Annotated in this window: 22 protein-coding genes and 1 other RNA gene; 10 read left to right on the top strand and 13 right to left on the bottom strand. The window is 67.7% G+C overall.

All coding sequences use genetic code 11. The annotated features are described in order from the left end of the window. Positions 1 to 5 precede the first annotated feature (5 nt). Positions 6 to 1,583, bottom strand: a complete 1,578-nt coding sequence (locus EJO71_RS21125; RefSeq protein WP_125950634.1) for a phospholipase D family protein — start codon at positions 1,581 to 1,583, stop codon at positions 6 to 8. 186 nt (positions 1,584 to 1,769) lie between these two features. On the opposite strand from EJO71_RS21125, the gene EJO71_RS21120 reads away from it, so the two are divergent. Together EJO71_RS21120 and EJO71_RS21115 are read left to right on the top strand one after the other, a co-directional pair. Next, positions 1,770 to 2,288 (top strand): peroxiredoxin, encoded by a 519-nt coding sequence (locus tag EJO71_RS21120; protein WP_171022541.1) that lies wholly within the window; start codon positions 1,770 to 1,772, stop codon positions 2,286 to 2,288. Between the two features lie 61 nt (positions 2,289 to 2,349). Beyond that, positions 2,350 to 3,783 (top strand): aldehyde dehydrogenase family protein, encoded by a 1,434-nt coding sequence (locus tag EJO71_RS21115; RefSeq protein WP_125950632.1) that lies wholly within the window; start codon positions 2,350 to 2,352, stop codon positions 3,781 to 3,783. Between the two features lie 24 nt (positions 3,784 to 3,807). On the opposite strand, the gene EJO71_RS21110 is transcribed toward EJO71_RS21115, so the two are convergent. Both EJO71_RS21110 and EJO71_RS21105 read right to left on the bottom strand, forming a co-directional pair. Further along, the gene (locus EJO71_RS21110) at positions 3,808 to 4,728 is read right to left on the bottom strand and encodes a ZIP family metal transporter (protein WP_125950631.1); all 921 of its coding nucleotides are present in this window, start codon (positions 4,726 to 4,728) and stop codon (positions 3,808 to 3,810) included. Positions 4,729 to 4,739: 11 nt separating this feature from the next. Further along, positions 4,740 to 5,375: a superoxide dismutase gene (locus EJO71_RS21105; RefSeq protein WP_125950630.1), complete on the bottom strand. Its 636-nt coding sequence runs from the start codon at positions 5,373 to 5,375 to the stop codon at positions 4,740 to 4,742. Between the two features lie 195 nt (positions 5,376 to 5,570). Between EJO71_RS21105 and EJO71_RS21100 the strand changes: the two genes are divergently transcribed. The 5 genes from EJO71_RS21100 to glp all read left to right on the top strand — a co-directional run bounded on the left by EJO71_RS21100 (position 5,571) and on the right by glp (position 10,809). After that, entirely contained in the window at positions 5,571 to 6,260 is a 690-nt protein-coding gene (locus tag EJO71_RS21100) for a hypothetical protein (protein ID WP_125950629.1), read from the top strand. Positions 6,261 to 6,347: 87 nt separating this feature from the next. Further along, positions 6,348 to 7,643, top strand: coding sequence for a serine hydrolase domain-containing protein (locus EJO71_RS21095; RefSeq protein ID WP_125950628.1), 1,296 nt, complete (start codon positions 6,348 to 6,350; stop codon positions 7,641 to 7,643). A gap of 60 nt (positions 7,644 to 7,703) precedes the next feature. Continuing rightward, positions 7,704 to 8,852 (top strand): GTP 3',8-cyclase MoaA, encoded by a 1,149-nt coding sequence (moaA, locus tag EJO71_RS21090; RefSeq protein ID WP_125950627.1) that lies wholly within the window; start codon positions 7,704 to 7,706, stop codon positions 8,850 to 8,852. A gap of 14 nt (positions 8,853 to 8,866) precedes the next feature. Continuing rightward, positions 8,867 to 9,502: a molybdenum cofactor guanylyltransferase MobA gene (mobA, locus tag EJO71_RS21085; protein ID WP_125950626.1), complete on the top strand. Its 636-nt coding sequence runs from the start codon at positions 8,867 to 8,869 to the stop codon at positions 9,500 to 9,502. Then, on the top strand, positions 9,499 to 10,809 hold the full coding sequence (glp, locus tag EJO71_RS21080) for a gephyrin-like molybdotransferase Glp (protein WP_125950625.1): 1,311 nt from the start codon (positions 9,499 to 9,501) through the stop codon (positions 10,807 to 10,809). The genes mobA and glp overlap by 4 nt, the downstream gene beginning before the upstream one ends. Positions 10,810 to 10,832: 23 nt before the next feature. Here the strand turns inward: glp and rnhA are convergent, their stop codons facing one another. Together rnhA and EJO71_RS21070 are read right to left on the bottom strand one after the other, a co-directional pair. Continuing rightward, complete coding sequence (gene rnhA / locus EJO71_RS21075) at positions 10,833 to 11,282, bottom strand: ribonuclease HI (protein WP_125950624.1); 450 nt, start codon at positions 11,280 to 11,282, stop codon at positions 10,833 to 10,835. A 40-nt stretch (positions 11,283 to 11,322) separates the two neighbouring features. Next, positions 11,323 to 12,096 carry a class I SAM-dependent methyltransferase gene (locus tag EJO71_RS21070; protein WP_240651470.1) on the bottom strand — a complete coding sequence of 258 codons (774 nt, stop codon included), beginning with the start codon at positions 12,094 to 12,096 and terminating at the stop codon, positions 11,323 to 11,325. Between EJO71_RS21070 and gloB the strand changes: the two genes are divergently transcribed. Together gloB and EJO71_RS21060 are read left to right on the top strand one after the other, a co-directional pair. Further along, positions 12,095 to 12,883, top strand: coding sequence for a hydroxyacylglutathione hydrolase (gene gloB / locus EJO71_RS21065; protein WP_125950623.1), 789 nt, complete (start codon positions 12,095 to 12,097; stop codon positions 12,881 to 12,883). The two genes, EJO71_RS21070 and gloB, sit on opposite strands and share 2 nt — an antisense overlap. Next, positions 12,880 to 14,502, top strand: coding sequence for a transglycosylase SLT domain-containing protein (locus EJO71_RS21060; RefSeq protein WP_125950622.1), 1,623 nt, complete (start codon positions 12,880 to 12,882; stop codon positions 14,500 to 14,502). The genes gloB and EJO71_RS21060 overlap by 4 nt, the downstream gene beginning before the upstream one ends. 4 nt (positions 14,503 to 14,506) lie before the next feature. Here the strand turns inward: EJO71_RS21060 and EJO71_RS21055 are convergent, their stop codons facing one another. The 8 genes from EJO71_RS21055 to dnaX all read right to left on the bottom strand — a co-directional run bounded on the left by EJO71_RS21055 (position 14,507) and on the right by dnaX (position 21,992). Beyond that, a complete protein-coding gene (locus EJO71_RS21055) occupies positions 14,507 to 15,694 on the bottom strand; it encodes a low temperature requirement protein A (RefSeq protein WP_125950621.1) in 1,188 nt (395 codons plus the stop codon). A gap of 68 nt (positions 15,695 to 15,762) precedes the next feature. Next, positions 15,763 to 16,599, bottom strand: coding sequence for an ABC transporter permease (locus tag EJO71_RS21050; protein WP_125950620.1), 837 nt, complete (start codon positions 16,597 to 16,599; stop codon positions 15,763 to 15,765). Continuing rightward, positions 16,599 to 17,414, bottom strand: coding sequence for an ABC transporter ATP-binding protein (locus tag EJO71_RS21045; RefSeq protein WP_125950619.1), 816 nt, complete (start codon positions 17,412 to 17,414; stop codon positions 16,599 to 16,601). Before EJO71_RS21045 ends, EJO71_RS21050 begins: the two co-directional genes overlap by 1 nt. 44 nt (positions 17,415 to 17,458) lie before the next feature. Continuing rightward, positions 17,459 to 18,499 carry an ABC transporter substrate-binding protein gene (locus tag EJO71_RS21040; protein ID WP_125950618.1) on the bottom strand — a complete coding sequence of 347 codons (1,041 nt, stop codon included), beginning with the start codon at positions 18,497 to 18,499 and terminating at the stop codon, positions 17,459 to 17,461. A 138-nt stretch (positions 18,500 to 18,637) separates the two neighbouring features. Continuing rightward, entirely contained in the window at positions 18,638 to 19,030 is a 393-nt protein-coding gene (locus EJO71_RS21035; protein ID WP_125950617.1) for an MAPEG family protein, read from the bottom strand. A gap of 4 nt (positions 19,031 to 19,034) precedes the next feature. Next, entirely contained in the window at positions 19,035 to 19,625 is a 591-nt protein-coding gene (gene recR, locus EJO71_RS21030) for a recombination mediator RecR (RefSeq protein WP_125950616.1), read from the bottom strand. A 115-nt stretch (positions 19,626 to 19,740) separates the two neighbouring features. Beyond that, on the bottom strand, positions 19,741 to 20,073 hold the full coding sequence (locus tag EJO71_RS21025) for a YbaB/EbfC family nucleoid-associated protein (protein WP_012747441.1): 333 nt from the start codon (positions 20,071 to 20,073) through the stop codon (positions 19,741 to 19,743). A gap of 53 nt (positions 20,074 to 20,126) precedes the next feature. Then, positions 20,127 to 21,992 carry a DNA polymerase III subunit gamma/tau gene (dnaX, locus tag EJO71_RS21020; RefSeq protein WP_125950615.1) on the bottom strand — a complete coding sequence of 622 codons (1,866 nt, stop codon included), beginning with the start codon at positions 21,990 to 21,992 and terminating at the stop codon, positions 20,127 to 20,129. A gap of 164 nt (positions 21,993 to 22,156) precedes the next feature. Here dnaX and ffs point away from each other — a divergent pair. Next, positions 22,157 to 22,253, top strand: an RNA gene (gene ffs, locus EJO71_RS21015) — signal recognition particle sRNA small type. Positions 22,254 to 22,305: the final 52 nt, after the last annotated feature.

The raw sequence follows: 22,305 nt of genomic DNA, 5'->3' as shown, positions 1-22,305 counted from the left end.
CGAGGCTACAACAGCATCTCGGGAACGATCGGCGCGATGAGCATGTTGTAGAAGCGCTTGAAGAAACCCGACTCCGGCTCCGTGGTCAGGATCACCTCCTTCTCGCCGTCGTTGGTGAGCCATTCCAGCGTGCCGGTGTCCTTCGCCAGCCGCAGCCGGTAGGAGTTCTGCAGCTTGCTGATGCTGATGATGCGAAGCATCTCGCGCGCCAGCTGCGGGCTGTCGACCACGACCCCCATCTCGGTGTTCTGGCTGGCCGAGCGCGGATCCAGGTTCATCGAGCCAATGAAGATGCGCCGCTTGTCGATGGCGGCCGTCTTGGCATGCAGCCGCCCGAGCGACTTGCCGAACATGCCGAAGCGCTCGCCCGCAGTGGTGCGCTGCGGGCTCAGTTCGTACACGTCCGCGCCGCTTTGCAGCAGCCTCTCGCGATAGCGCGCATAGCCGGTGTGCACCAGCGGCTCGTCGTTGGCGGCCAGCGAGTTGGTCAGCAGCGTGAGCTTGACCTTGCGCCTGGCCAGGTCCTGGAAGGCCTCCATGCCGCGCTCGCCCGGCACCAGGTAGGGCGAAGTCAGGTCGACCTCGCTCCTAGCGTCGAGCAGCAGCGCCCAGACCTTCATCGTGACGCTGGTGGAGATGGCTTCCTCCGCCGTCATGGTCGCGGGCTTGGTGGGCGGATCGGCGATGGCCCTCGCCTCTCCCCACAGCAGGCCCATGCGCCCGCCGTCGAGTTCCTCGGCAATGGGGCCGTAGCCGAGGATGTCGGACGGCGGCAGCACGATCTTCGGTGCCGGCGCGGCCATGCCCACCCAGCTGTCGAAGTCGGCGCCGCTCGGCTTGCGGCCGCCCTCGCCCGTCACGATGTCGGCGATGGGCCAGACCTGCTCGCTGTTCCAGTAGGCGTCGAAGATCGATTCGAGCTGCGGCACCACCTTGCCGACCACCAGCGCGTCCATGTCGATGAAGTTCTGCGCTTCGCTCAGCACGAAATACTCCTCGGCGATGTTGCGCCCGCCCACCACCGCCATCACGCCGTCGGCGATGAAGAGCTTGTTGTGCATGCGGTGGTTGAGCCGCGGAATCTCCCATGGCGACGCCGCGAAGCGCGACAGGAAACCGTTGCGCCCGCAGCAGAACGGGTTGAAGAGGCGCACGTCGACATTGGGCGTCTCCGACAGCGCCAGCAGCAGTTGCTGGCTCTTGACTGTGTAAAGGTCGTCAACCAGCACCCGCACCTTCACGCCACGGCCCGCAGCCTCGCGCAAGGTGCGCAGCAGCAGGCGGCCGACCGGATCGTTCTCGAGCTGGTAGTACTGCACCACCAGCGAGCGCTGGGCCCGCTGGGCCAGCTGGATGCGGGCGTCCAGCGAATACACACCCAGCGGCATCAGCCGGAAGCCCGAATGCTCCTCGGGCGGCGTGGAGGCGGCAACGACCTTCGCCAGCGTGGTCGAGGGGTCGGCGGAGGCCGCGAACTCGGCGGGCCGCTCCCTCGCCGGCGGCAGCGAACCGCAGGCACCGAGCAAGGCCATCAGGGCGCCCGCGAGCGCGATGCGCAGAAAGGATGAGAGCCAGGCGTTCATGATGGTGCTTTCATTGCGTAGTTCTCTTCTTGTCATCGTTTGCTGCCGTCTTGTCCGTTCGTTCTGTACGCCGGGCGGCCAGCGCCGGTTTCAGGGCTTTTCTTGTGAAGGCTCCGGCCTAGAATTCGATTCACACCGCCGCGGAGTTACATCATGGCCCGTTCGCATCTCCATCGCATCGCCTGGATGGCGTTTTTTACGGCTCTTGCACACCCTGCCTGGGCTGCCCTGGACATCGGCGATCCCGTTCCCAAGTTCACCGCCAACGCCGCCCTCGGCGGCAAGACCTTCCGCTACTCGCTGGCCGATGCGCTCGCCAAAGGCCCGGTGGTGGTGTATTTCTTTCCGGCCGCCGACTCCAACGACTGCTCCATAGAAGCCCACGCCTTCGCCGAAGCCGTCGACCAGTTCGCGGCACTGGGCGCCAGCGTGATCGGCGTCTCGGCGGACGACATAGGTACCCTGTCCAAGTTCTCGGTCAAGTCATGCCAGAGCCGCTTTCCGGTGGCGTCCGACGAGGGCAAGACCGTGATCCAGGGCTTCGACGCGCTGATGCAGACACGGCCCGACTTCGCCAACCGCCTGTCGTACGTGATCGCGCCAGACGGCAAGGTCGCCTACTACTACCAGAACCTGAATCCGGACAAGCATGTGGAGCGCATGCTGAATGCGGTGAAGGCGCTGCCGAAGACCGCCGCCAAGTAGCTGCGGGGTTACGCCGCGCGGCGGCCGCGGATTCAGCGTGCATCGCGCAAAATCCTGCCCCATGCAGCTCAACTACATCGCCAACGCGGACGTTCCGTCCTCCTCCGGCCGCACCCTGCCGGTCATCGACCCCTCCGACGGCCAGCCTTTCGACGAAATCCAGCGCAGCAACGCCGCCGACATCGACTCCGCCGTGCGCGCCGCGCGCGACTGCTTCGAGGGCGTGTGGCACAAGGTCAGTGCCGCCGATCGCGGCCGCCTGCTTTTCAAGCTCTCGCAGAAGATCGCCGAGCACGTCGACGAGCTCGCGCTGATCGAACAGCGCGACTGCGGCAAGCCCGTGAAACAGGCCCGCGCCGACGCGGTGGCACTGGTGCGCTACTTCGAGTTCTACGCCGGCGCCTGCGACAAGCTGCACGGCGAAACCATCCCCTACCAGGACGGCTACAGCGTCTTCACCTGGCGCGAGCCGCACGGCGTGACCGGCCACATCATTCCCTGGAACTACCCGATGCAGATCTTCGGGCGCAGCGTGGGCGGCGCCCTGGCGGCGGGCAATGTGTGCGTGGTGAAGCCGGCGGAAGACGCCTGCCTTTCGCTGATCCGCGTGGCGCAGCTGGCGGCCGAGGTCGGCTTTCCGGCCGGCGCGCTCAACATCGTGACGGGCTACGGCCATGAAGTGGGCGACGCGCTCGCGCGGCACGAGGGTATCGACCACATCAGTTTCACCGGCAGCCCGAAGATCGGCACGCTGATCCAGCAGGTGGCGGCCGAGCGGCACTGCCCCGTCACGCTGGAGCTGGGTGGCAAGAGCCCGCAGATCATCTTCGCCGATGCCGACCTGGACGCAGCCATTCCGGTGGTCATCAACGCCATCGTGCAGAACGCCGGCCAGACCTGCTCGGCCGGCTCGCGGGTGCTGATCCAGCGCGACATCTACGAGCCGCTGCTCGAGCGCCTGGGCCATGCCTTCGAGGCGCTGCGCGTGGGCCCTGCGGCCATGGACCTCGACGTGGGCCCGCTGATCCGCCAGACGCAGCAGCAGCGCGTGTGGGACTTCCTGAGTGACGCGCAGCACGCCGGCATCCCGATGGTGGCGCAAGGCATCGTGGTCGAAGAAGCGCCCGAGACCGGCTTCTATCAAGCGCCGACGCTGCTGCGCGACGTGCCGGTCAACCACCGGCTCGCGCAGGAAGAAGTGTTCGGCCCGGTGCTGGCCGCGATGCAGTTCGCCGACGAGGACGAGGCGGTCGCGCTGGCCAACGCAACGCAGTTCGGCCTCGTGGCCGGCGTGTGGACGACCGATGGTTCACGCCAGTTCCGCATGGCCAGGCGCGTGAAGAGCGGCCAGGTGTTCATCAACAACTACGGCGCCGGCGGCGGCGTCGAGCTGCCCTTCGGTGGCGTGAAATCTTCCGGCTACGGCCGCGAGAAGGGCTTCGAGGCGCTGTACGGCTTCACAACACTCAAGACCGTCGCCGTGAAGCACGGCTGATGCCGATGCGCCGCGCGGGGAGCGTCAGCCCAGCGCGGTGTCGAGCAGCATCATCAGCACGAAGCCGACCATCAGCCCGCTGGTGGCGAAGGCTTCGTGCCCCTTTCGGTGCGATTCGGGAATGATCTCGTGGCTGATCACGAAGAGCATCGCGCCCGCCGCGAAGCCCAGCCCCCAGGGCAGCAGCATCGCCGAATGGCCGACCACCGCCGCGCCCAGCACGGCGCCCAGCGGCTCCACCAGCCCCGAGAGCATGCCGATCAGCACCGCGAACCCGCGGCTGTAGCCGGCGGCCAGCAGCGCCACCGCGACCACCAGGCCCTCGGGCACGTCCTGGATCGCGATGCCGGTGGCCAGTGCGTCGGCGCGCAGCCCGTTGTTGGCCGCATAGCCCACGCCGATGGCCAGGCCCTCGGGCACGTTGTGCAGCGCGATCGCGAACACGAAGAGCCAGGTGCGGCGCAGTTGCTTGGCAACGTTGCCTTCGCGGCCCTTGATGAAGTGCTCGTGCGGCAGCACGCGGTCCAGCAGCATCAGGGCGATGCCGCCGAGCAGGATGGCCGAGCCGATCACCCCGCCCGCCGCCCAGGTGCCACCGCCGAAGGTGCCCGCATTCTTCGCCGCCTCCAGGCCCGGGATGATCAGCGAGAAGGCGCTGGCCGCCAGCATCACGCCGGCGCCGAAGCCGAACAGCGTGTCCTGCAGCCGCTCCGGAAGCTTCTGCGAGAACAGCACGGGCAGCGTGCCGAGCGCGGTCGCCAGCGCGGCGACCGAACCGCCGAGCAAGGCGTTCCACACCAGCGGATCGGATCGCACGAACTGCCAGAACTGCAGGGCGCCCACCAGCACGCCGGCCGCAACGATGGCAAAGCCGATCCATTCGCGCATCGGGCGGGCGGGCCTGGGCTGCTGGCTGGCCACCGTGACCTGCTGCGGCTCGTTCATGGGATTGCTCCTCAGCCGCCCGTGGCGGCAGCGTGGCGCCGGGCCACCTCGACCCAGTTCACGACGTTGTAGAAAGCCGCGATGTATTCGGGGCGACGGTTCTGGTACTTGAGGTAGTACGCGTGCTCCCACACGTCGAGCCCGAGGATCGGCGTGTTGCCCGAGCCGATGCCGCGCATCAGCGGGCTGTCCTGGTTGCCACTGCTTTCCACGGCGAGCTTGCCGCCGGGAGCGACCGACAGCCACGCCCAGCCGCTGCCGAAGCGCGTGAGGGCGGCCTTCGTGAAAGCTTCCTTGAAGGCGTCGAAGCCGCCCAGGTCGGCATCGATCGCCTTGGCGAGCACTCCCGTGGGCGCACCGCCGCCGCCCTGCCCGACAGGCGCCATCACGGTCCAGAACAGGGTGTGGTTCGCATGGCCGCCGCCGTTGTTGCGCACCGGCGCGCGCAACGCCTCGGGCAGCTGCTCGACACCGACGATCAGCTCTTCGACCGGCATTCCCTCGTGCGGCGTGTCTTTCAGCGCCGCATTGAGGTTGTTCACATAGGTCTGGTGGTGCTTGCCGTGGTGGATTTCCATCGTCTGCGCGTCGATGTGGGGTTCGAGCGCATCGAAGGCATAGGGCAAGGCTGGCAAGGTGTACGGCACGGTCGGGAAGCTCCTTGGTTGGAAGAGCCCTTTGCGTCGTCGACGTGCTGCGTACTCAGGCGCCCAAATGATAGGAATTCTCATTGTCTATGTCAAGACATCCAAGACCCGGATGACGCAAACCCGCCATCTCCGGAAGCTTCCGGCAACGATCGATACACTGCCCTGCAGCACGTTTCCGGGAGAAATCAAACGATGAAGCTCGCACGTATCCTTCCCTTCGTACTGCTCCTTTGCGCCGGTCTCGCCTCCGCAGAGACCTCCACGCCACCGGCCGGCGACTACATCTACGAAGGCGGTAGCGGCTCGCTGCGCGTCAAGCCGAACGGGCATTTCGACATCACCACCATCGGCGCCAACGCCCACACCTGCGCGCTCGACGGCACCATCGCGCGCGGCAAGGCCAAGCTCGACGACACGGGATGCGTGGTGAACTTCGCGGTGAATGCCGACAAGGTGCAGGTCACGACCAACGGATCGGACCAATGCCGCGGCTACTGCGGCATGCGCGCCGGCTTCGAGGGCGCCTATATCCGCCCCGCCCCCGCCTGCACCGACAAGGCCGTGGCCGGCTCGCGCAAGAGCTTCAAGCGCCAGTACGACGCGAAGGACTACGCCACGGCACAGGCCACCCTCGCACCGGTGCTGTCGGACTGCGACAAGACCCTCGACTGGATCACCAAGGGCTGGCTGCGCAACGACCTCGCGCTCACCCAGTACAAGCTCAACGACCGCGCCGCCTGCCTCAAGACGCTGCAGCCGCTGGCCGAGGATGCCGCGCGCACCGACGACGGCATCAAGGAAAACTACCCGCCGGCCGACGCCGAGATCTTCCTGCCGGTGGTCCGCGCCACGCGCACGAACCTGAAGCTCTGCCGTGGATAGTTCCCAGGGGAGTCGAATTCGATGCAGGCGGCACCAAAGACCGCCGGACGGTTTTTCCATCCACTACAAGAAGACGGAGACGACACCATGAGATTCCTGAAGCGCAGCCTGCGCGCGGCCGTGCTCGGCCTGGGCCTGGCCCTTCCCCTGTTTCTTCCCCAGTTTGCGGCAGCGCAGCAACTGCCCACGGCGAAGCCCGAGCAGGTCGGCCTCTCGACCGAGCGACTGCAGATGCTCACCGACGTGCTCAAGGCCGACGTCGCCGCCGGCAAGATCCCCGGCGCGGTGCTGCTGGTGGCGCGACAGGGCAAGGTGGCGTGGTTCGAGCCGGTCGGCAAGCTCGACAGCGCAACCGGCACATCCATGCCGCGCGATGGCATCTTCCGCATCTACTCGATGAACAAGCCCATCACCACGGTGGCCGCGATGATGCTGGTCGAAGACGGCCGCCTCAAGCTCGACGACCCCATCGCGACCTACCTGCCCGAGTTCGCCAACATGACGGTGGGCGTCGAGAAGCCAGGCGCCGACGGAAAGCCGGTGCTCGAGACCGTGCCCGCACGCCGCCCGATCACCGTGCAGGACCTGATGCGCCACACCTCGGGCCTGACCTATGGCTTCTTCGGCCCCGGCCTCGTGAAGCAGGCCTACAACGCCGCCGGCCTGGACGCCGGAGACCCGACGCTGGCCGAATTCTCCCAGCGCCTGGCCAAGCTGCCGCTGGCCTACCAGCCCGGCACGACCTGGGACTACAGCCAGTCGACCGACATCCTCGGCCGCGTGATCGAGGTGGCGTCGGGCCAGTCTCTCTACCAGTTCGAGAAGGCGCGCCTGTTCGACCCGCTGGGCATGAAGGACACCACCTACTACGTGCCCGAGCCGGCGCGCCAGCCGCGCATTGCCGAGCCGCTGCCCAACGACCGCAGCTTCGGGGTGGGCGCCGAATTCAACGACCCGCGCATCGTGCGCAGGTACGAGTCGGGCGGCGGCGGGCTGGTGTCGACCGCGAGCGACTACGCGCGCTTCCTGCAGATGCTGATCAACGGCGGCTCGCTCGACGGCAGGCGCTACCTCGGCCCGCGCACCATCGCGCTGATGACCGCCGACCACTCCAACGCGGGCGCCGGCATCGTGCCCGGCCCGCTCTACCTGCCGGGCCCGGGCTACGGCTTCGGCCTGGGCTTCGCGGTGCGCCGCAATGACGGCGAGGCGCCCTACCCCTCGGCCGGAGGCGAATACAACTGGGGTGGCGCGGGCGGCACCTACATGTGGGTCGACCCGAAGAACGAGATGTTCGTGGTGCTGATGATGCAGTCGCCGAAATTCAGGACACATTACAGAACATTGACCCGGGACATGATTTATGCGGCCGTGATCAAGTAGCCTGCATTCCGCAGGGCCCTTGGGGCCTGGCGCAAAATCGGAGCCCCTCTCCACGAAGCCATGAAGAACAGCAGCAGCACCGTCATCCCGATCTCCAGCATCGGCCGCGCGCGTCCCGCGGTGGCCGTGCCGGAGGTCGCCGTGCCCGCCACGGGGATGCTGCTCGACCGCCTGGGCCGGCCCATGACCGACCTGCGCATCAGCGTGACGGACCGCTGCAACTTCCGCTGCAGCTACTGCATGCCCAAGGACGTGTTCGACAAGGACTACAAGTACCTGCCGCACAGCGCGCTGTTGAGCTTCGAGGAAATCACGCGGCTGGCCCGCCTCTTCGCCGCGCACGGCGTGCGCAAGATCCGGCTGACCGGCGGCGAGCCGCTGCTGCGCAAGAACATCGAGGGGCTGATCGAACAGCTTGCCGAGATCCGCACGCCGGACGGCGAGCCGCTGGCCCTCACGCTGACCACCAACGGCTCCCTGCTCGCGCGCAAGGCCGCCCAGCTGCGCGCCGCCGGTCTGCAGCGCGTGACCGTCAGCCTGGACAGCCTCGACGACGCGGTGTTCCGGCAGATGAACGACGTCGACTTCCCGGTGGCCGACGTGCTGGCCGGCATCGATGCGGCGCTGGCCGCGGGCCTCGGCCCCGTCAAGGTCAACATGGTGGTCAAGCGCGGCACCAACGAGCAGGAAATACTGCCGATGGCGCGCTACTTCCGCACGCACCACGGCGGCAAGGTGGTGCTGCGCTTCATCGAGTACATGGACGTGGGCGCCACCAACGGCTGGCGCATGGACGAGGTGCTGCCCTCGGCCGACGTCATCACGCGCATCCACTCCGAATTCCCTCTGGTACCGCTCGGAGCCACCACGCCCGGCGAGACCGCCCGACGCTGGGCCTACGCGGACGGCAGCGGCGAGATCGGCGTCATCAGCAGCGTCACCCAGGCCTTCTGCCACGACTGCAGCCGCGCGCGGCTCTCGACCGAGGGCAAGCTGTACCTGTGCCTCTTCGCCAGCGCCGGCCACGACCTGCGGCCCCTGCTGCGCGGCAGCGCCAGCGACGAAGACATCTCCTCGGCCATCGGCCACATCTGGCAGGGCCGCGCCGATCGCTACTCCGAATTGCGCGCCCTGCACGGCCCCGACGGCGGCAGCAGCGACCACGACAAGGCGCCGCGCCGCGTCGAGATGAGCTACATCGGCGGATGAGGCAGGCGGCCGCCATGCCCGCGCATGCCTTCATCGCACCCGCCGACATCACGGGGCTGCTGCTGGCCGGCGGACGGGGCTCGCGCATGGGCGGCGTCGACAAGGGGCTCCAGCCCTTCAACGGAGAGCCGCTGGCGCTGCATGCGATACGCCGGCTGGCGCCGCAGGTCGGCCCGCTCATGGTCAATGCCAACCGCAATCTCGCGGAATACGAGGCTTTCGGCGTGCCGGTGTGGCCCGACAGCCTCGCGGACTATCCGGGGCCCCTGGCGGGCTTTCTGGCCGGACTGGAGCACTGCACGACGCCCTGGCTGCTGACCGTGCCCTGCGACACGCCCCTGTTCCCGCCCGACCTCGCCGCGCGGCTCGCCGAAGCCGCGGTGACCGGACAAGCCGACATCGCCATGGCCGTCGCGCCCGAATCCGTCGAGGACGGCACGGCGCTGCGCCCCCAGCCCGTCTTCTGCCTGTTGCGCGCCAGCCTGCGCGACAGCCTGATCGCCTACACCACGGCCGGCGGCCGCAAGGTCCACGCGTGGATCTCGCAGCACCGCACGGTGCAGGTGCCCTTCGACCGCCCCGGCGACGCGCCCGACGCCTTTTTCAACGCCAACACCTTGACCGAACTGCACGCACTCGAGAACAGATGAGCCGCATCGCAGAACTCGCTTCCGCCCTCGCGGGCCATGACGACGCCGACCTGAGCGTCGAGGCCGTCCACGCCTTTCTTTCGCAACTGACGGCCTCGGCTGTCGTCACCCGGCACGAGAGCGTTTCGCTGTTCGACGCCCTCAGCCGCGTGCTGTCCGAGGACATCGTCTCGCCGGTCAGCGTGCCGCCGCACGACAACTCCGCCATGGACGGCTACGCCTTCGACGGCGCGGTGCTGCCGCAGGATGCGCCCATCGACGCCTCCATCAAGCTGCGCGTGGCGGGCACGGCGCTGGCGGGTGCCGCCTGGCGCGGCGCGCTCGGGCCGGGCGACGCGGTGCGCATCATGACCGGCGCGATGATGCCGGCGGGCCTCGACACCGTCATTCCGCAGGAGTTCTGCAAGGTCGACGGCGACCGCGTGTGCTTCCCCGCCAAGGTGCTGCGCCGCGGGGACAACCGCCGCTTTGCCGGCGAGGACCTCATGAAGGGCCAGCCCGCGCTGCGCAGGGGCGAGCGCCTGTCGCCCGCCGCGCTCGGCATGATCGCGAGCCTCGGTCTCTCCGGCGTGCCGGTGCTGCGGCGGCTGCGGGTGGCCTGCTTTTCTACCGGCGACGAGATCCTGAGCCTGGGCGAGGCGCCGCGCGAAGGCGCCGTGTACGACAGCAACCGCTACACGGTGTTCGGCCTGCTCGCGCGGCTTGGCTGCGAGGTGATCGACCTCGGCCTCGTGCGCGACGACCCGGCCACGCTTGCAGCCACCCTTCAGCGCGCAGCGCGCGAGGCCGATGCCGTCATCACCAGCGGCGGCGTGAGCGCCGGCGCGGCCGACCACACGCGCGACGTGATGCAGCAGCTGGGCGACATGGCGTTCTGGCGCGTGGCCATGCGTCCGGGCCGTCCACTGGCCGTCGGACTGATCCCGCGCGAAGCCTCGCCGCAGCCGGCCGTGCTGTTCGGCCTGCCGGGCAATCCGGTGGCCGTGATGGTCACCTTCCTGGCCTTCGTGAGGCCGGCGCTGCTGCGCATGATGGGCTGCCATGAAGCAGCGGCTGCGCCACCGCCGCTGCTGCGCGCGCGCAGCGCAGGGCCGATCCGCAAGAAGCCGGGGCGCACCGAATATCAACGCGGTTTCGTGAAGACCGTGGCCGGTGGCTTGCCCGAGGTGTGCGTTGCCGCCAACCAGGGTTCGGGCGTGCTGAGTTCGATGCTGGAGGCCAATGGGCTTGTTGTGCTGCACCATGACCAAGGCAGCGTCGCCGCAGGGGATGAGGTCGACGTGATGATGTTCGACGGCGTCATCTGACCCGTCGAAGCTGATTCAGCGGCTCAAAGGCGGCCGAGCGCCTTGTCCACGCCCTTGTTGGCCAGCATGTCGGCCCGCTCGTTGCCAGGGTCGCCCGAGTGGCCCTTGACCCAGCGCCATTCGATCTGGTGGCCGCCCTCGCTCACCAGCTTGTCGAGCCGCTGCCAGAGCTCGACGTTCTTCACGGGCTGCTTGCTCGCGGTGACCCAGCCCTTGGCCTTCCAGCCGCGGATCCATTCGGTGATGCCCTTGCGCACGTACTGGCTGTCGAGGTAGAGCAGCACCTTGCAGGGCCGCTTGAGGGCGGCGAGGCCCTCGATGACGGCGGTCAGCTCCATGCGGTTGTTGGTGGTGTTGAGTTCACCGCCGAACAGGTCCTTCTCGGTGGCGCCCGACTTGAGCCAGGCGCCCCAGCCGCCGGGGCCGGGATTGCCCTTGCAGGCGCCATCGGTATAGATCACGACTTCATTCAAACCAGCTTTTCCTTTTTCTTCATCTCGATCGATTTCAATTTCAATTTCTGTCGGGCCCGCTGCTGCGATGCACCTTGCCGGCAATCGGCACGGGCGCCGTGGCACGCGCTCCGGCGCGCCGCCAGTCGGCGCTGAGCATCCGCATGCCGCGCACCCGCTTCACCGCGACCAGGAAGTAGGCCGCGCCAAAGATGGGCCACCAGCGCTCGCCGGCGGCGTCCATCCAGCGCGAACGCTCCAGCCAGGCCTCGCTGCGCACCGCCGGCCGGTAGATTCCGAAGCGGCCCGACTCCACCTCGAAGCTCAGCAGACGCAGCCAGTCGCGCATGCGCCAGTAGCCGATGAACTCCCCGCCTTCGGGCAGGTAGAGATCGCCGATGCCGAGCCTGCGATAGATGTGCGCACGACGCTGCCGCATGCCCCAGAGGCTGGTCGGGTTGAGCCCGCAGATCACAACGCGGCCGTCGGGCACCAGCACCCGCTCGACTTCGCGCAGCGTGGCGTGCGGATCGGGGCTCAGTTCGAGCGCATGCGGCATCACCACCAGATCGAGGCTGTTGGCCGCGAACGGCAGCGCCGCGAAGTCGGCCAGCAGCGTCGCCTTGCCGCCGCGGGCGGGGTCGTCCAGCGCCAGCCAGCGGTGCGGCATGCGGTTGGCGCGCAGGCCGTCGACCTCGGCGGCGCCCAGCTGCAGCGCGTGATAGCCGAAGACATCGGCCACCGCCTGATCGAACTGGGCCTGCTCCCAAGCCAGCAGGTACCGCCCCGGGGGGGTCGCGAACCAATCCTGCAAACCTATAATTTGACCGCTCATGACCCTTGTTCCGCTGCCCGCCTTCGCTGACAACTACATCTGGATGCTGCACGACGGGTCCCACGCCATCGTGGTGGATCCGGGCGATGCCCAACCGGTGTTCGACGCGCTGGCGCGCCACAAGCTGCAACTGGCCGCGATTCTAGTCACGCACCATCACCCCGATCACACGGGTGGCGTGGCTGCGCTGCATGCGGCCACCGGCGCGCCAGTATGGGGCCCCGCCCGCGAGCGCATTCCGGAGCCCTTCACGCCGCTGGCGCAGGGCGAGGTCGCGGAAGTGCTTGGCCTGCGCTTCGAAGTCATCGACGTGCCGGGCCATACCGCCGGGCACATCGCGTACTTCCTGCCGGCGGCGCAGACCGCACCTCAAGACGCACCGCTGCTCTTCTGCGGCGACACGCTGTTCTCCGGCGGCTGCGGCCGCCTCTTTGAGGGCACGCCCGCTCAGATGCTGGCCTCGCTCGACGCGCTCGCCGCCTTGCCCGGCGATACGCGCGTCTGCTGCGCGCACGAATACACACTTTCTAACCTGCGTTTCGCCCAGGCCGTGGAACCGGCCAACGCCGAGCTGACTCACTACAACGCACGCTGCGAAAGCCTGCGCGCACAGGGGCAGCCCACGCTGCCGTCCCAACTGGCGATCGAACGCCAGGTCAACCCCTTTCTTCGCAGCCGCGAAGCCACTGTCCTTCGAGCGGTGCGAGCCCACGCCGAGCTGGCTGCCGATGCAGCCGAGGCCGACGTATTCGCCGCACTGCGCCAATGGAAAAACGACTTCCGATGAAACTGATCGCTGCCACCTGCATTGCAGGTTCACTGGTGCTCGCGGGCTGCGCGGGCACGAACAACAACAGCTCTTCGCCCTCTTCTTCTCCCCCCTCCTCGTCGCAGGCCGGCGGCACCGGCTCCAAGGTCGCCGGCAGCGCGACACCGATCTATCCGCGCGACGCACTCTCCCCACTCACCAGCGGCCAGGCCCGTTCGCAGAGCGTGGTCACGCTCGCACCGCCGGTCGACATGTGGGACCGCATCCGCCGCGGCTTCAAGATGCCGAACCTCGAGAGCGACCTGGTGCGCGACCGCGAGCAGTGGTACGCCAGCAGGCCCGACTACATCCAGCGCATGACGGAGCGCTCGAACAAGTACATCTTCCACATCGTCGAGGAACTCGAGCGGCGCAACATGCCGACCGAACTGGCGCTGCTGCCTTACATCGAGAGCGCGTTCAATCCGCAGGCCATCTCCAGCGCGCGTGCCGCGGGCATGTGGCAGTTCATGCCGGCCACCGGCACCGACTTCGACCTCAAGCAGAACATCTTCCGCGACGACCGCCGCGACGTGGTGGCCTCCACCCGCGCCGCGCTCGACTACCTGCAGAAGCTCTACGGCATGTTCGGCGACTGGCAACTGGCCCTGGCCGCCTACAACTGGGGTGAAGGCAGCGTGAGCCGCGCCATCGCCAAGAATCAGCGCCTGGGCCTGCCCACCACCTACAGCGACCTCACGATGCCCGCCGAGACGCGCATGTATGTGCCCAAGCTGCAGGCCGTGAAGAACATCGTTGCCAATCCGCAGGCCTTCAACACCGAACTGCCGCTGATCGCCAACCACCCGTACTTCCAGACCGTCACGCTCACGCGCGACCTCGACGTGGAGCTGGCCGCCAAGCTGGCCGACGTGCGCCTCGAAGACTTCCGCGCGCTGAACCCGGCCGCCCACAAGCCGGTGCTCATCGCGGCCGGCACGCCGCAGATCCTGCTGCCCTGGGACAACGCGGCCGTGTTCCAGCGCAACTTCGACGCCTACTCGCAGGGCCAGTACGCCAGCTGGACCGCCTGGGTCGTGCCAGGCACCATGACGGTGGCCGATGCCGCCCAGCGCTCCGGCATGAGCGAAAGCGACCTGCGCTCCATCAACAACATCCCGCCGCGCATGCTCATCAAGGCCGGCTCGACGCTGATCGTGCCGCGCGGCGCCCGCGTGAAGGAAGACGTTGCGGCGGTGGTGGCCGATGGCGGCCACCTGAGCTTCCAGCCTGAGATCGTCACGCGCCGCACGACCGTCAAGGCCGGCCGCGCCGACAGCGTCGCGAGCATCGCGCACCGCTACAACCTCAAGCCCGCCAACGTGGCCGAGTGGAACGACGTGAAGCCCAACCACGCGTTCAAGCGCGGCTACAGCGTGGTGGTGTACCTGCCCGTCCGCGCGACGGTGGCGGCCCGCGCGGGCACCGGCATCCGGTCGACATCGCATGTCGCGGCCGCTCCAGCGCGCCGTGGCGGCGTGCCCTCGAAGGCGGCGGCTCCGCGGGGCTCCGGCAGCGTGGTCAAGGTGCCGGCCAGCAGCAAGCAGCAGGTGGTGCGCGAGAAGCGCGGCGGCACGCCCGTGAAGAAGAAGCGCTGAAGGCTCAGTGAGCCTTCGCGGCCTGGTGGACCCTGCGGCGCACCACGGCCTCCAGCGCGGCCACGGCGATCATGATGGCTGTCGTGAGCGTTCCCACCACCAGCACCGTCATGTGCGGCGCGAAGAACGCGAGCACCGCCAGCAGGCCCAGTCCGTACAGATGCGACTGCGGCAGGAAGCCTCGCACCACCCGCTTGAACAGCGCATTGCCGAACAGATAGAGCGCAGGGCCACCGATCAGCGCCCCCAGGTACTTGAGCTCGGCATGGTGCGAGCCCTCGCCGATCGTCAGCTCGTCCGCCACGGCACAGACGATGATGCCCGCCACCAGGATCACGTGCGTGTAGTGGAACCTGGCGCCGACGCCGCCCGGGTCCGCCGCATGCTCGATGACATGGGTCGCCTCCTTGGCGCTGGTGTCGAAGTACATCCACCACATCGCCAGGCTGCCCGCGAAGCCCACGAGCAGCGCGAACAGGTCGATCCCGTGCCATTCGGCGTGGTGCCCGAAGGCAATGCCGGTGGCCAGCACCGACTCGCCCAGCGCGACGATCACGAACAGCTGGCAGCGCTCCGCGAGATGGCCGCCGTCGATGGTCCAGTCGCTGGTCAGCGAGCGGCCCAGGCCCGGAAAGCGCAGGCCGATCATCGGTGCGATGTACTCGCACAGCACGCCGCCGAACCACAGCGCGAGGCGCGTCTGCCCTTCGGCAAGGCCGCCGGCGATCCAGAACACGCCGGCCACGCAGTTCCACGCAAACAGACGGCGGAAATTCGGTGTGAGCGGATCGTTCGGGCCGATGGCGATCAGCATGCAAAGCGTGCGCCCCGCCTGGATGCCCACGAAGCACAGCGCGAACACCAGCCCGCGCTCGGCGAACGCCCCGGGCAGCGCCGAGGCCATCACCATCGCCAGCAGCATGATCGCGAACAGCACGCCGCGGATACGCAGCGTGCCGGGGTTGAACCAGTTGGTGGTCCAGGCCGTGTACTGCCAGCCCAGCCAGACCGCGAACCACATGACCAGCGTCTGCAGCGCCCCGAGGAGCGTGAGGTGGTCCAGCAGGTAGTGGGAAAGCTGCGTGACGGAGAAGGCGTAGACCAGGTCGAAGAACAGCTCTTCGTTAGAGACCCGTGCCGCCTCGCTGCGCGAGCGCAGGGTCGTGGCCCGCCTGTTGTTGTCGTGGCTCATTGTTCGGTTACCCCCATGAATCGTTGCGGCGCTCTGCGGCGCCGCGCGGGATCATCGCACGGGCGCTTCTAGAGCTTTTCGGTCTCGCCGGTCTTCGGCTGCCACTTCATCAGGCGCCTCTCGATGACCCCGACGATCCCGTCCAGCGCCAGCGCAAAGGCCGTGAGCACCACGATGCCGGCGAACACCGTGTTGACGTCGAAGGTGCCTTCTGCCTGCAGGATCAGGTAGCCCACGCCGCGCGCCGAACCCAGGTACTCGCCCACCACCGCGCCCACGAAGGCCAGCCCCACCGATGTGTGCAGGCTGGAGAACACCCAGCTGGTCGCGCTCGGCAGGTATACCGTGCGCAGCAGCTGCCTCTGGTTGGCGCCCAGCATCTTCGCGTTGGCCAGCACCACCGGGCTCACCTCGCGCACGCCCTGGTAGACGTTGAAGAACACGATGAAGAACACCAACGTGACCGCCAGCGCCACCTTGCTCCAGATGCCCAGGCCGAACCACAGCGCGAAGATGGGCGCGAGGATCACGCGCGGCATCGAGTTGGCCGCCTTGATGTAGGGGTCGAGGATCAGGCTCGCCGTGGGCGCGAGCGCCAGCCACAGCCCGCAGGCCAGCCCCATCACGGTGCCGATGCCGAAGGCCAGCACCGTCTCGAGCAGCGTGGTGCCCAGGTGCTGGTAGATGTCGGCGTTGCCCTTCAGCCCCTCGGGAAAGAGCGCGTTCGCCGGTATCTCGAAGGGCAGGAACCAGCTCCAGATGCGCCCCGCCACCTGGATCGGCTCGCCGAGGAAGAAGGCGAACTGCTGGTTGCGTGAAGCCAGATGCCATGCCACGAGGATCACCGCCAGCAGCGCCAGTTGCCAGAAGCGCGCGTTGCGTTCGTTCAAGCCGAAGCGCGACATCACGCGGCCTTCCTGAGTTGCTGCGCGTAGCCTTTGAGCACCTCGTCGCGCAGCACCTCCCAGATCTGGGTGTGCAGCTCGACGAAGCGCGGCTGCGTGCGCACCTCGGCCACGTCGCGCGGGCGCGGAAGGTCGATGGCGAACTCGCCGATGGGATGCGTGGCCGGCCCGGCCGACAGCACCACCACGCGGTCGCTCATCGCGATTGCCTCGTCGAGGTCGTGCGTGATGAACAGTACCGCCTTCTTCCTGGCGCTCCAGAGCTCAAGCACCTCGTTCTCCATCAGCTGGCGCGTCTGGATGTCGAGCGCGCTGAAGGGCTCGTCCATGAGGATGATGTCGGGGTCGAGCACCAGCGTCTGCGCCAGCGCCACGCGCTTGCGCATGCCGCCGGAGAGCTGGTGCGGATAGCGGTCGCCGAAGCCCGAGAGGCCCACGCGCGAGAGCCATGCCTCGGCCTGGGCACGCGCCTCGGCGTCGGGCACGCCACGGTACTGCAGGCCGACCATCACGTTGTCGATGGCGCTGCGCCAGGGCATCAGCGCCTCGGTCTGGAACATGTAGCCGGCGCGCGCATTGATGCCCGAGAGCGTCTGCCCGAACACCTTCACCGTGCCCGACGAAGGCTCCAGCAGGCCCGCGCCCACGTTCAGCAGTGTCGACTTGCCGCAGCCGGTGGGCCCGACCACGGAAACGAACTCGCCCTCCTTCACCCGCAGCGTGGTGTCGGCCACCGCCGTGTAGCGCTGGCCCGGATCGTCCTTCGAGAGAAAGGTGCAGCTGATGGAGAGGAGTTCGAGTGCGTGGTCGGACATGGCATAAAAAACCCGGCCTGAGCCGGGTCGCGGGACGTTCGGAATCAGGCTTTGAACCTGTCTTTCGCGCGCCTTGCAAAATCGTTGGTGTAGGTCTTGGCGAGGTCGATCTTGTCGGCCTTCACGGTGGTGTCGAAGCTCGCGATCGCGTTCAGCGCGGTCTTGGGACCGTCGGTAGGCACGAGGCCGTCGGTGGCGATCGATTCGCGCACCTTGTCGAACGACGCGAGATACAGCGCGCGGTCGCCGAGCAGGTAGGTCTCCGGCACCGTCTTGATGATGTCGCCAGGCCCCGCCGTCTGCAGCCACTTCAGGCCGTGCACGATGGCATTCGCCAGCGCCTGGCAGGTGTTGGGATTCTTCTGGATGAACTCGCTCGACGCATAGAGGCATGCCGCCGGCATCGTGCCGCCGAACACCTGCTGCGTGCCCTTGAGCGTGCGCGTGTCGCTGATGATCTTCACGTCGCCCTTCTGCTCCAGCATCGTCATCACCGGGTCGGTGTTGCTGATGGCGTCGATCTGGCCCGAGCGCAGCGCGGTGAGAGCGCCGGCAGCCACGCCCACGCCGATGTAGCTCACGTCGCTGGCCTTGAGCCCGCCGCGCGACAGCACGAGGTTGGCCACCATGTTGGTCGACGAGCCCGGCGCGGAGACGCCGATCTTCTTCCCCTTGAGATCCTGGATGCCGGTGTAGCCGGCCATGTTCTTGGTCGACACGCCCACCGCGATCTGCGGCGCCCGGCCCTGCAGCACGAAGGCCTGGAAGAACTGGTTCTTGGCCTGCAGGTTGATGGTGTGCTCGTAGGCGCCCGAGCACACGTCGGCCGACCCGCCGACCACCGCCTGCAACGCGCGCGCGCCACCGGCGAAATCGGAAATCTCCACGTCGAGACCTTCGGCCTTGAAGTAGCCGAGCTGCTCGGAGATGGTGAGCGGCAGGTAGTAGAAAGCCGCCTTGCCACCGACCGCGATGGAGACCTTGGTCTTCTCCAGCTTCGCCTGCTGCGCAAAGACACGCGGCAACGCAATGGTTGCTGCGGCAATGGCGGCTGAAGCTGAAACGAAAGTGCGGCGATGAAGCATGAAACCTTGCCCGTTGGCTCTGTGATTCGTAAGAACGGAATCGAGCTTAGGGGCCGCAACACGCGACTGCATCGGGGTGTTCCCGTGCGGGTTTTCACGTAAGCATGAAGGCCTCGCCGAGAAGCCTTCGCCAAGGCTTCATCGAGCCAGAAAAAGTATCGCGATATTGACCAGGAACGCGAGCGTCCAGACGGCGCTGCGCGCACTGCCGACACCCTTGATGTAAAGCGCAAGATAGATCGCGCGCAGCACCACATAAGCCACTGCGAGCATGTCGAGGCGCGCCTGTGCCGCGCCGAGTTGGTGCGCGATGATCACCGCGCCGATGAAGAACGGCAGCCCCTCGAAGCTGTTCGCCTGCGCGCTGTTGGCGCGTGCGCGCCAGCCGCTCTGCTTGGCGGCCCATTCGCGCGGATGCTGGTTGTCACGCGGACCGAAGCTGCCCGCCTTGGCGATCCATGCTGCCAGATACGGCAGTACGCAGGCAACGAGCACGCACCAGTAGGCGATGGTGAGCAGCGAGAGAGTCATGGTTCTATCTACGGTCCACAAGGGCGTGCGCGATGGTGCCGAGATCGACGTATTCGAGTTCGCTGCCGGCCGGCACGCCGCGCGCGAGTCTCGTCACGGTGAGGCCGTGCTGCTTCAGCGCTTCGCCGATCACGTGCGCCGTGGCCTCGCCCTCGGCCGTGAAGTTGGTGGCAAGGATGACCTCGCTCACCGTGCCGTCGCGCGCGCGGTCGAAGAGCTTCTGCAGGCCGATGTCCTTCGGTCCGATGCCGTCGAGCGGGCTGAGCTTACCCATCAGCACGAAGTAGTAGCCGCGGAACGCGCCGGTGCGCTCGAGCGCGGCCTGGTCGGCCGGCGTCTCGACCACGCAGAGCTTGCTGGCGTCGCGCCGCGTGTCGAGGCAGACGTAGCAGATCGGCGCTTCGGTGAAGGTGTTGCAGCGCTCGCAATGCCGCACCTGCCCTGCCGCCTGCTGCAACGCGCGCGCAAGCAGTTGCGCGCCCTCGCGGTCGTGCTGCAGCAGATGGAACGCCATGCGCGAAGCCGACTTGACACCGACGCCGGGCAGGCGGCGCAGCGCATCGACCAATGCGTCGAGCGAACTGGCGTCTGCCATGTCAAGCGGCTCCTTCGCGGGAACACCGCGGAACCGGCTTCGCCGGGCCGCTGGTGTTGCCTCCGGCGAGGGGGTTGGCGGCCACGCGAAGTGGGCAAGCCTGGGGGAGAGTCATTCAGAACGGCAGCTTCATGCCGGGCGGCAGGCCGGGCATGCCGGCCGTGAGCTTGCCCATCTTCTGCTCGCTGGTTTCCTCGGCCTTGCGCACGGCGGCGTTGAAGGCGGCGGCCACCAGGTCTTCGAGCATGTCCTTGTCGTCCGCCAGCAGGCTGGGGTCGATGGTGATGCGCTTGACGTCGTGCTTGCAGGTCATGACGACCTTGACCAGGCCGGCGCCGGATTCGCCTTCGACCTCGATGGTCGCCAGCTCTTCCTGGGCCTTCTTGAGGTTGTCCTGCATTGCCTGCGCCTGCTTCATGAGGCCGGCCAGTTGTCCTTTGTTGAACATCGTTGGTCCTGTGTCTGGTTGGAAAGTGGGTGAAGGATACGGGAGACGCGAGCTCAGGCCGGCTTGAGCGTGCCGGGGACGATCTTCGCGTCGAAGTCGCGCATCAGCGCCTGGACTTCGGGGTCGCTCATGATGGCCTCCTCGGCGACGCGCTGGCGCTCGTCGGCCGCCTGCTTGTTGCGGCGAGCGGGGCTGTCGACCACGGCGCCGACCTCGATGGCGAGCTTGATGTCGTGGCCCAGGCCACCCAGCGCGGCAGTGAGCTTCTCGCGGCTGGACGGCTGGCTCAGTGTCTCGCGCTCGATGCGCAGCAGCCACTGGTCGGTGTCGCGGCCCACCAGCTGCGACTGCAGCGCGAGTTCGCGCGTCAGGGCGCTGATGGCCTCGGCCGCGATCAACTGAGTGACCGTGGCGTACCAGAAATCGCCGTCCTCGCTGGTCGGGATGGGCGTGAAGGTGCTTCGCGGTTCGTCGGGGCGCGGGATGTCGCGGGCACTCGGCGGAGGCTGGACACGGATGGGCACGCCGACGACCTTGGCGGGAGCCTCGGCTGCGTCGGGACGGAAATCGGCCTGCCGGGGTTCGTCGACCACGGCGAGGCGATGGCCGGCGGGAGCAGGAGCGGCAGCCTGGACGGCAGGCGCCGGAACCGGGGCCTGAACAGCCGCTGCAGGCGCGTCGACCGGCGGACGAGCTACCGGCGCGGGAGCCGGAGCAGGCGGCACCGTACGCGCAGGAGACTGCGGCGCGGCGGCCGCAGTCTCATTCAGAGTTTTTTTTTCCGGGGAGACCGTCGAAGCGGCCGCGCTGGAGGGCTTGAAGGCCAGCAGCCGCAGCAGCACCATGGTCAGCGCTGCGTACTCGTCGGGAGCCAGGCCCAGTTCGCCGCGGCCGTGCAGGCACAGGCTGTAGAGCAGTTGTGTTTCGTCGGCCGGCATCAGCGCGGCGAGGCGCGCCGTATCGGCCGCATCTGGGTCGGTGGCAGCATCGGCCGACTCCGCCCGCGAGGGCACGGCCTGCAGCACCGCCATGGCCTGCAGCACGGCTGTCATTTCCTCGAGCGTGGAGGCGGCGGACATGCCGTCGACGCGCAACGCCTCGGAGGTCTCGACCACCGTCTTGCCGTCGCCCTGGGCCAGTGCCTCGATCAGCCGGAACACATGGCCGCGATCGACGCTGCCGAGCATCTGCCGCACGCCGGACTCGACCAGTTCGCCGTTGCCGAATGCGATGGCCTGGTCGGTGAGCGACAGCGCATCGCGCATCGAGCCACGCGCAGCACGCGCCAGCAGGCGCAGCGCCTGCGGATCGGCCGGCACGTTCTCGGTCTGCAGCACGGAGGTGAGGTGCTCCAGCACCGTCTCGGGCGCCATCGGCCGCAGGTTGAACTGCAGGCAACGCGAGAGCACCGTCACCGGCACCTTCTGCGGATCGGTCGTGGCCAGCACGAACTTGAGGTACTCGGGCGGCTCCTCGAGCGTCTTCAGCATCGCGTTGAACGCGGTGTTCGTGAGCATGTGCACTTCGTCGATCATGAAGACCTTGAAGCGCCCCTGCACCGGCTTGTAGACCGCCTGTTCGAGCAGCGACTGCACTTCGTCGACACCGCGATTCGAGGCCGCGTCGAGCTCGGTGTAGTCGACGAAGCGGCCCGAATCGATGTCGCGGCAGGCCTGGCACACGCCGCAGGGGGTGGCGGTGATGCCGCCCTGCCCGTCCGGCCCCTGGCAGTTGAGCGACTTCGCAAGAATGCGCGAGACCGTGGTCTTGCCGACGCCCCGTGTGCCGGTGAAGAGGTAGGCGTGATGCAGGCGCTGCGTGGTCAGCGCGTTCTCGAGCGCCTGAACCACATGCCCCTGACCGACCATCTCACCGAAGGTTTTCGGGCGGAACTTGCGAGCGAGCACGAGATAAGACATTGCGGGCATTCTAAAAGGCGCAGAGCCACTCATCCCGATACTCGGGCGGGGCTTTTCGCGGGACACCGAGGAACCGGCTTTGCCGGGCCTCAGGTATCGCCCCCAGCAGGGGGCGGGCGAAGCGACACGAAGTGCGCGCAGCCTGGGGGGTTACAATACGGTTTGACGGGCCTCCCTGCATGGTGAAGTGGCCAACCGGGTCAGGTGGGGAACCAAGCAGCCCTAACTGCGTAGTCAGTGCCAGGGGTAAGGCTCGTCAACTTCTTCAGCGGTTTCGTTTCATTCCACGCGAAATGAAACGGGACCCGCAAAA

Origin of the sequence: Variovorax sp. 679, assembly GCF_003952185.1 — a bacterium.
Classification (GTDB): domain Bacteria; phylum Pseudomonadota; class Gammaproteobacteria; order Burkholderiales; family Burkholderiaceae_C; genus Variovorax.
This window is presented reverse-complemented; position numbering and strand designations above follow the sequence as displayed.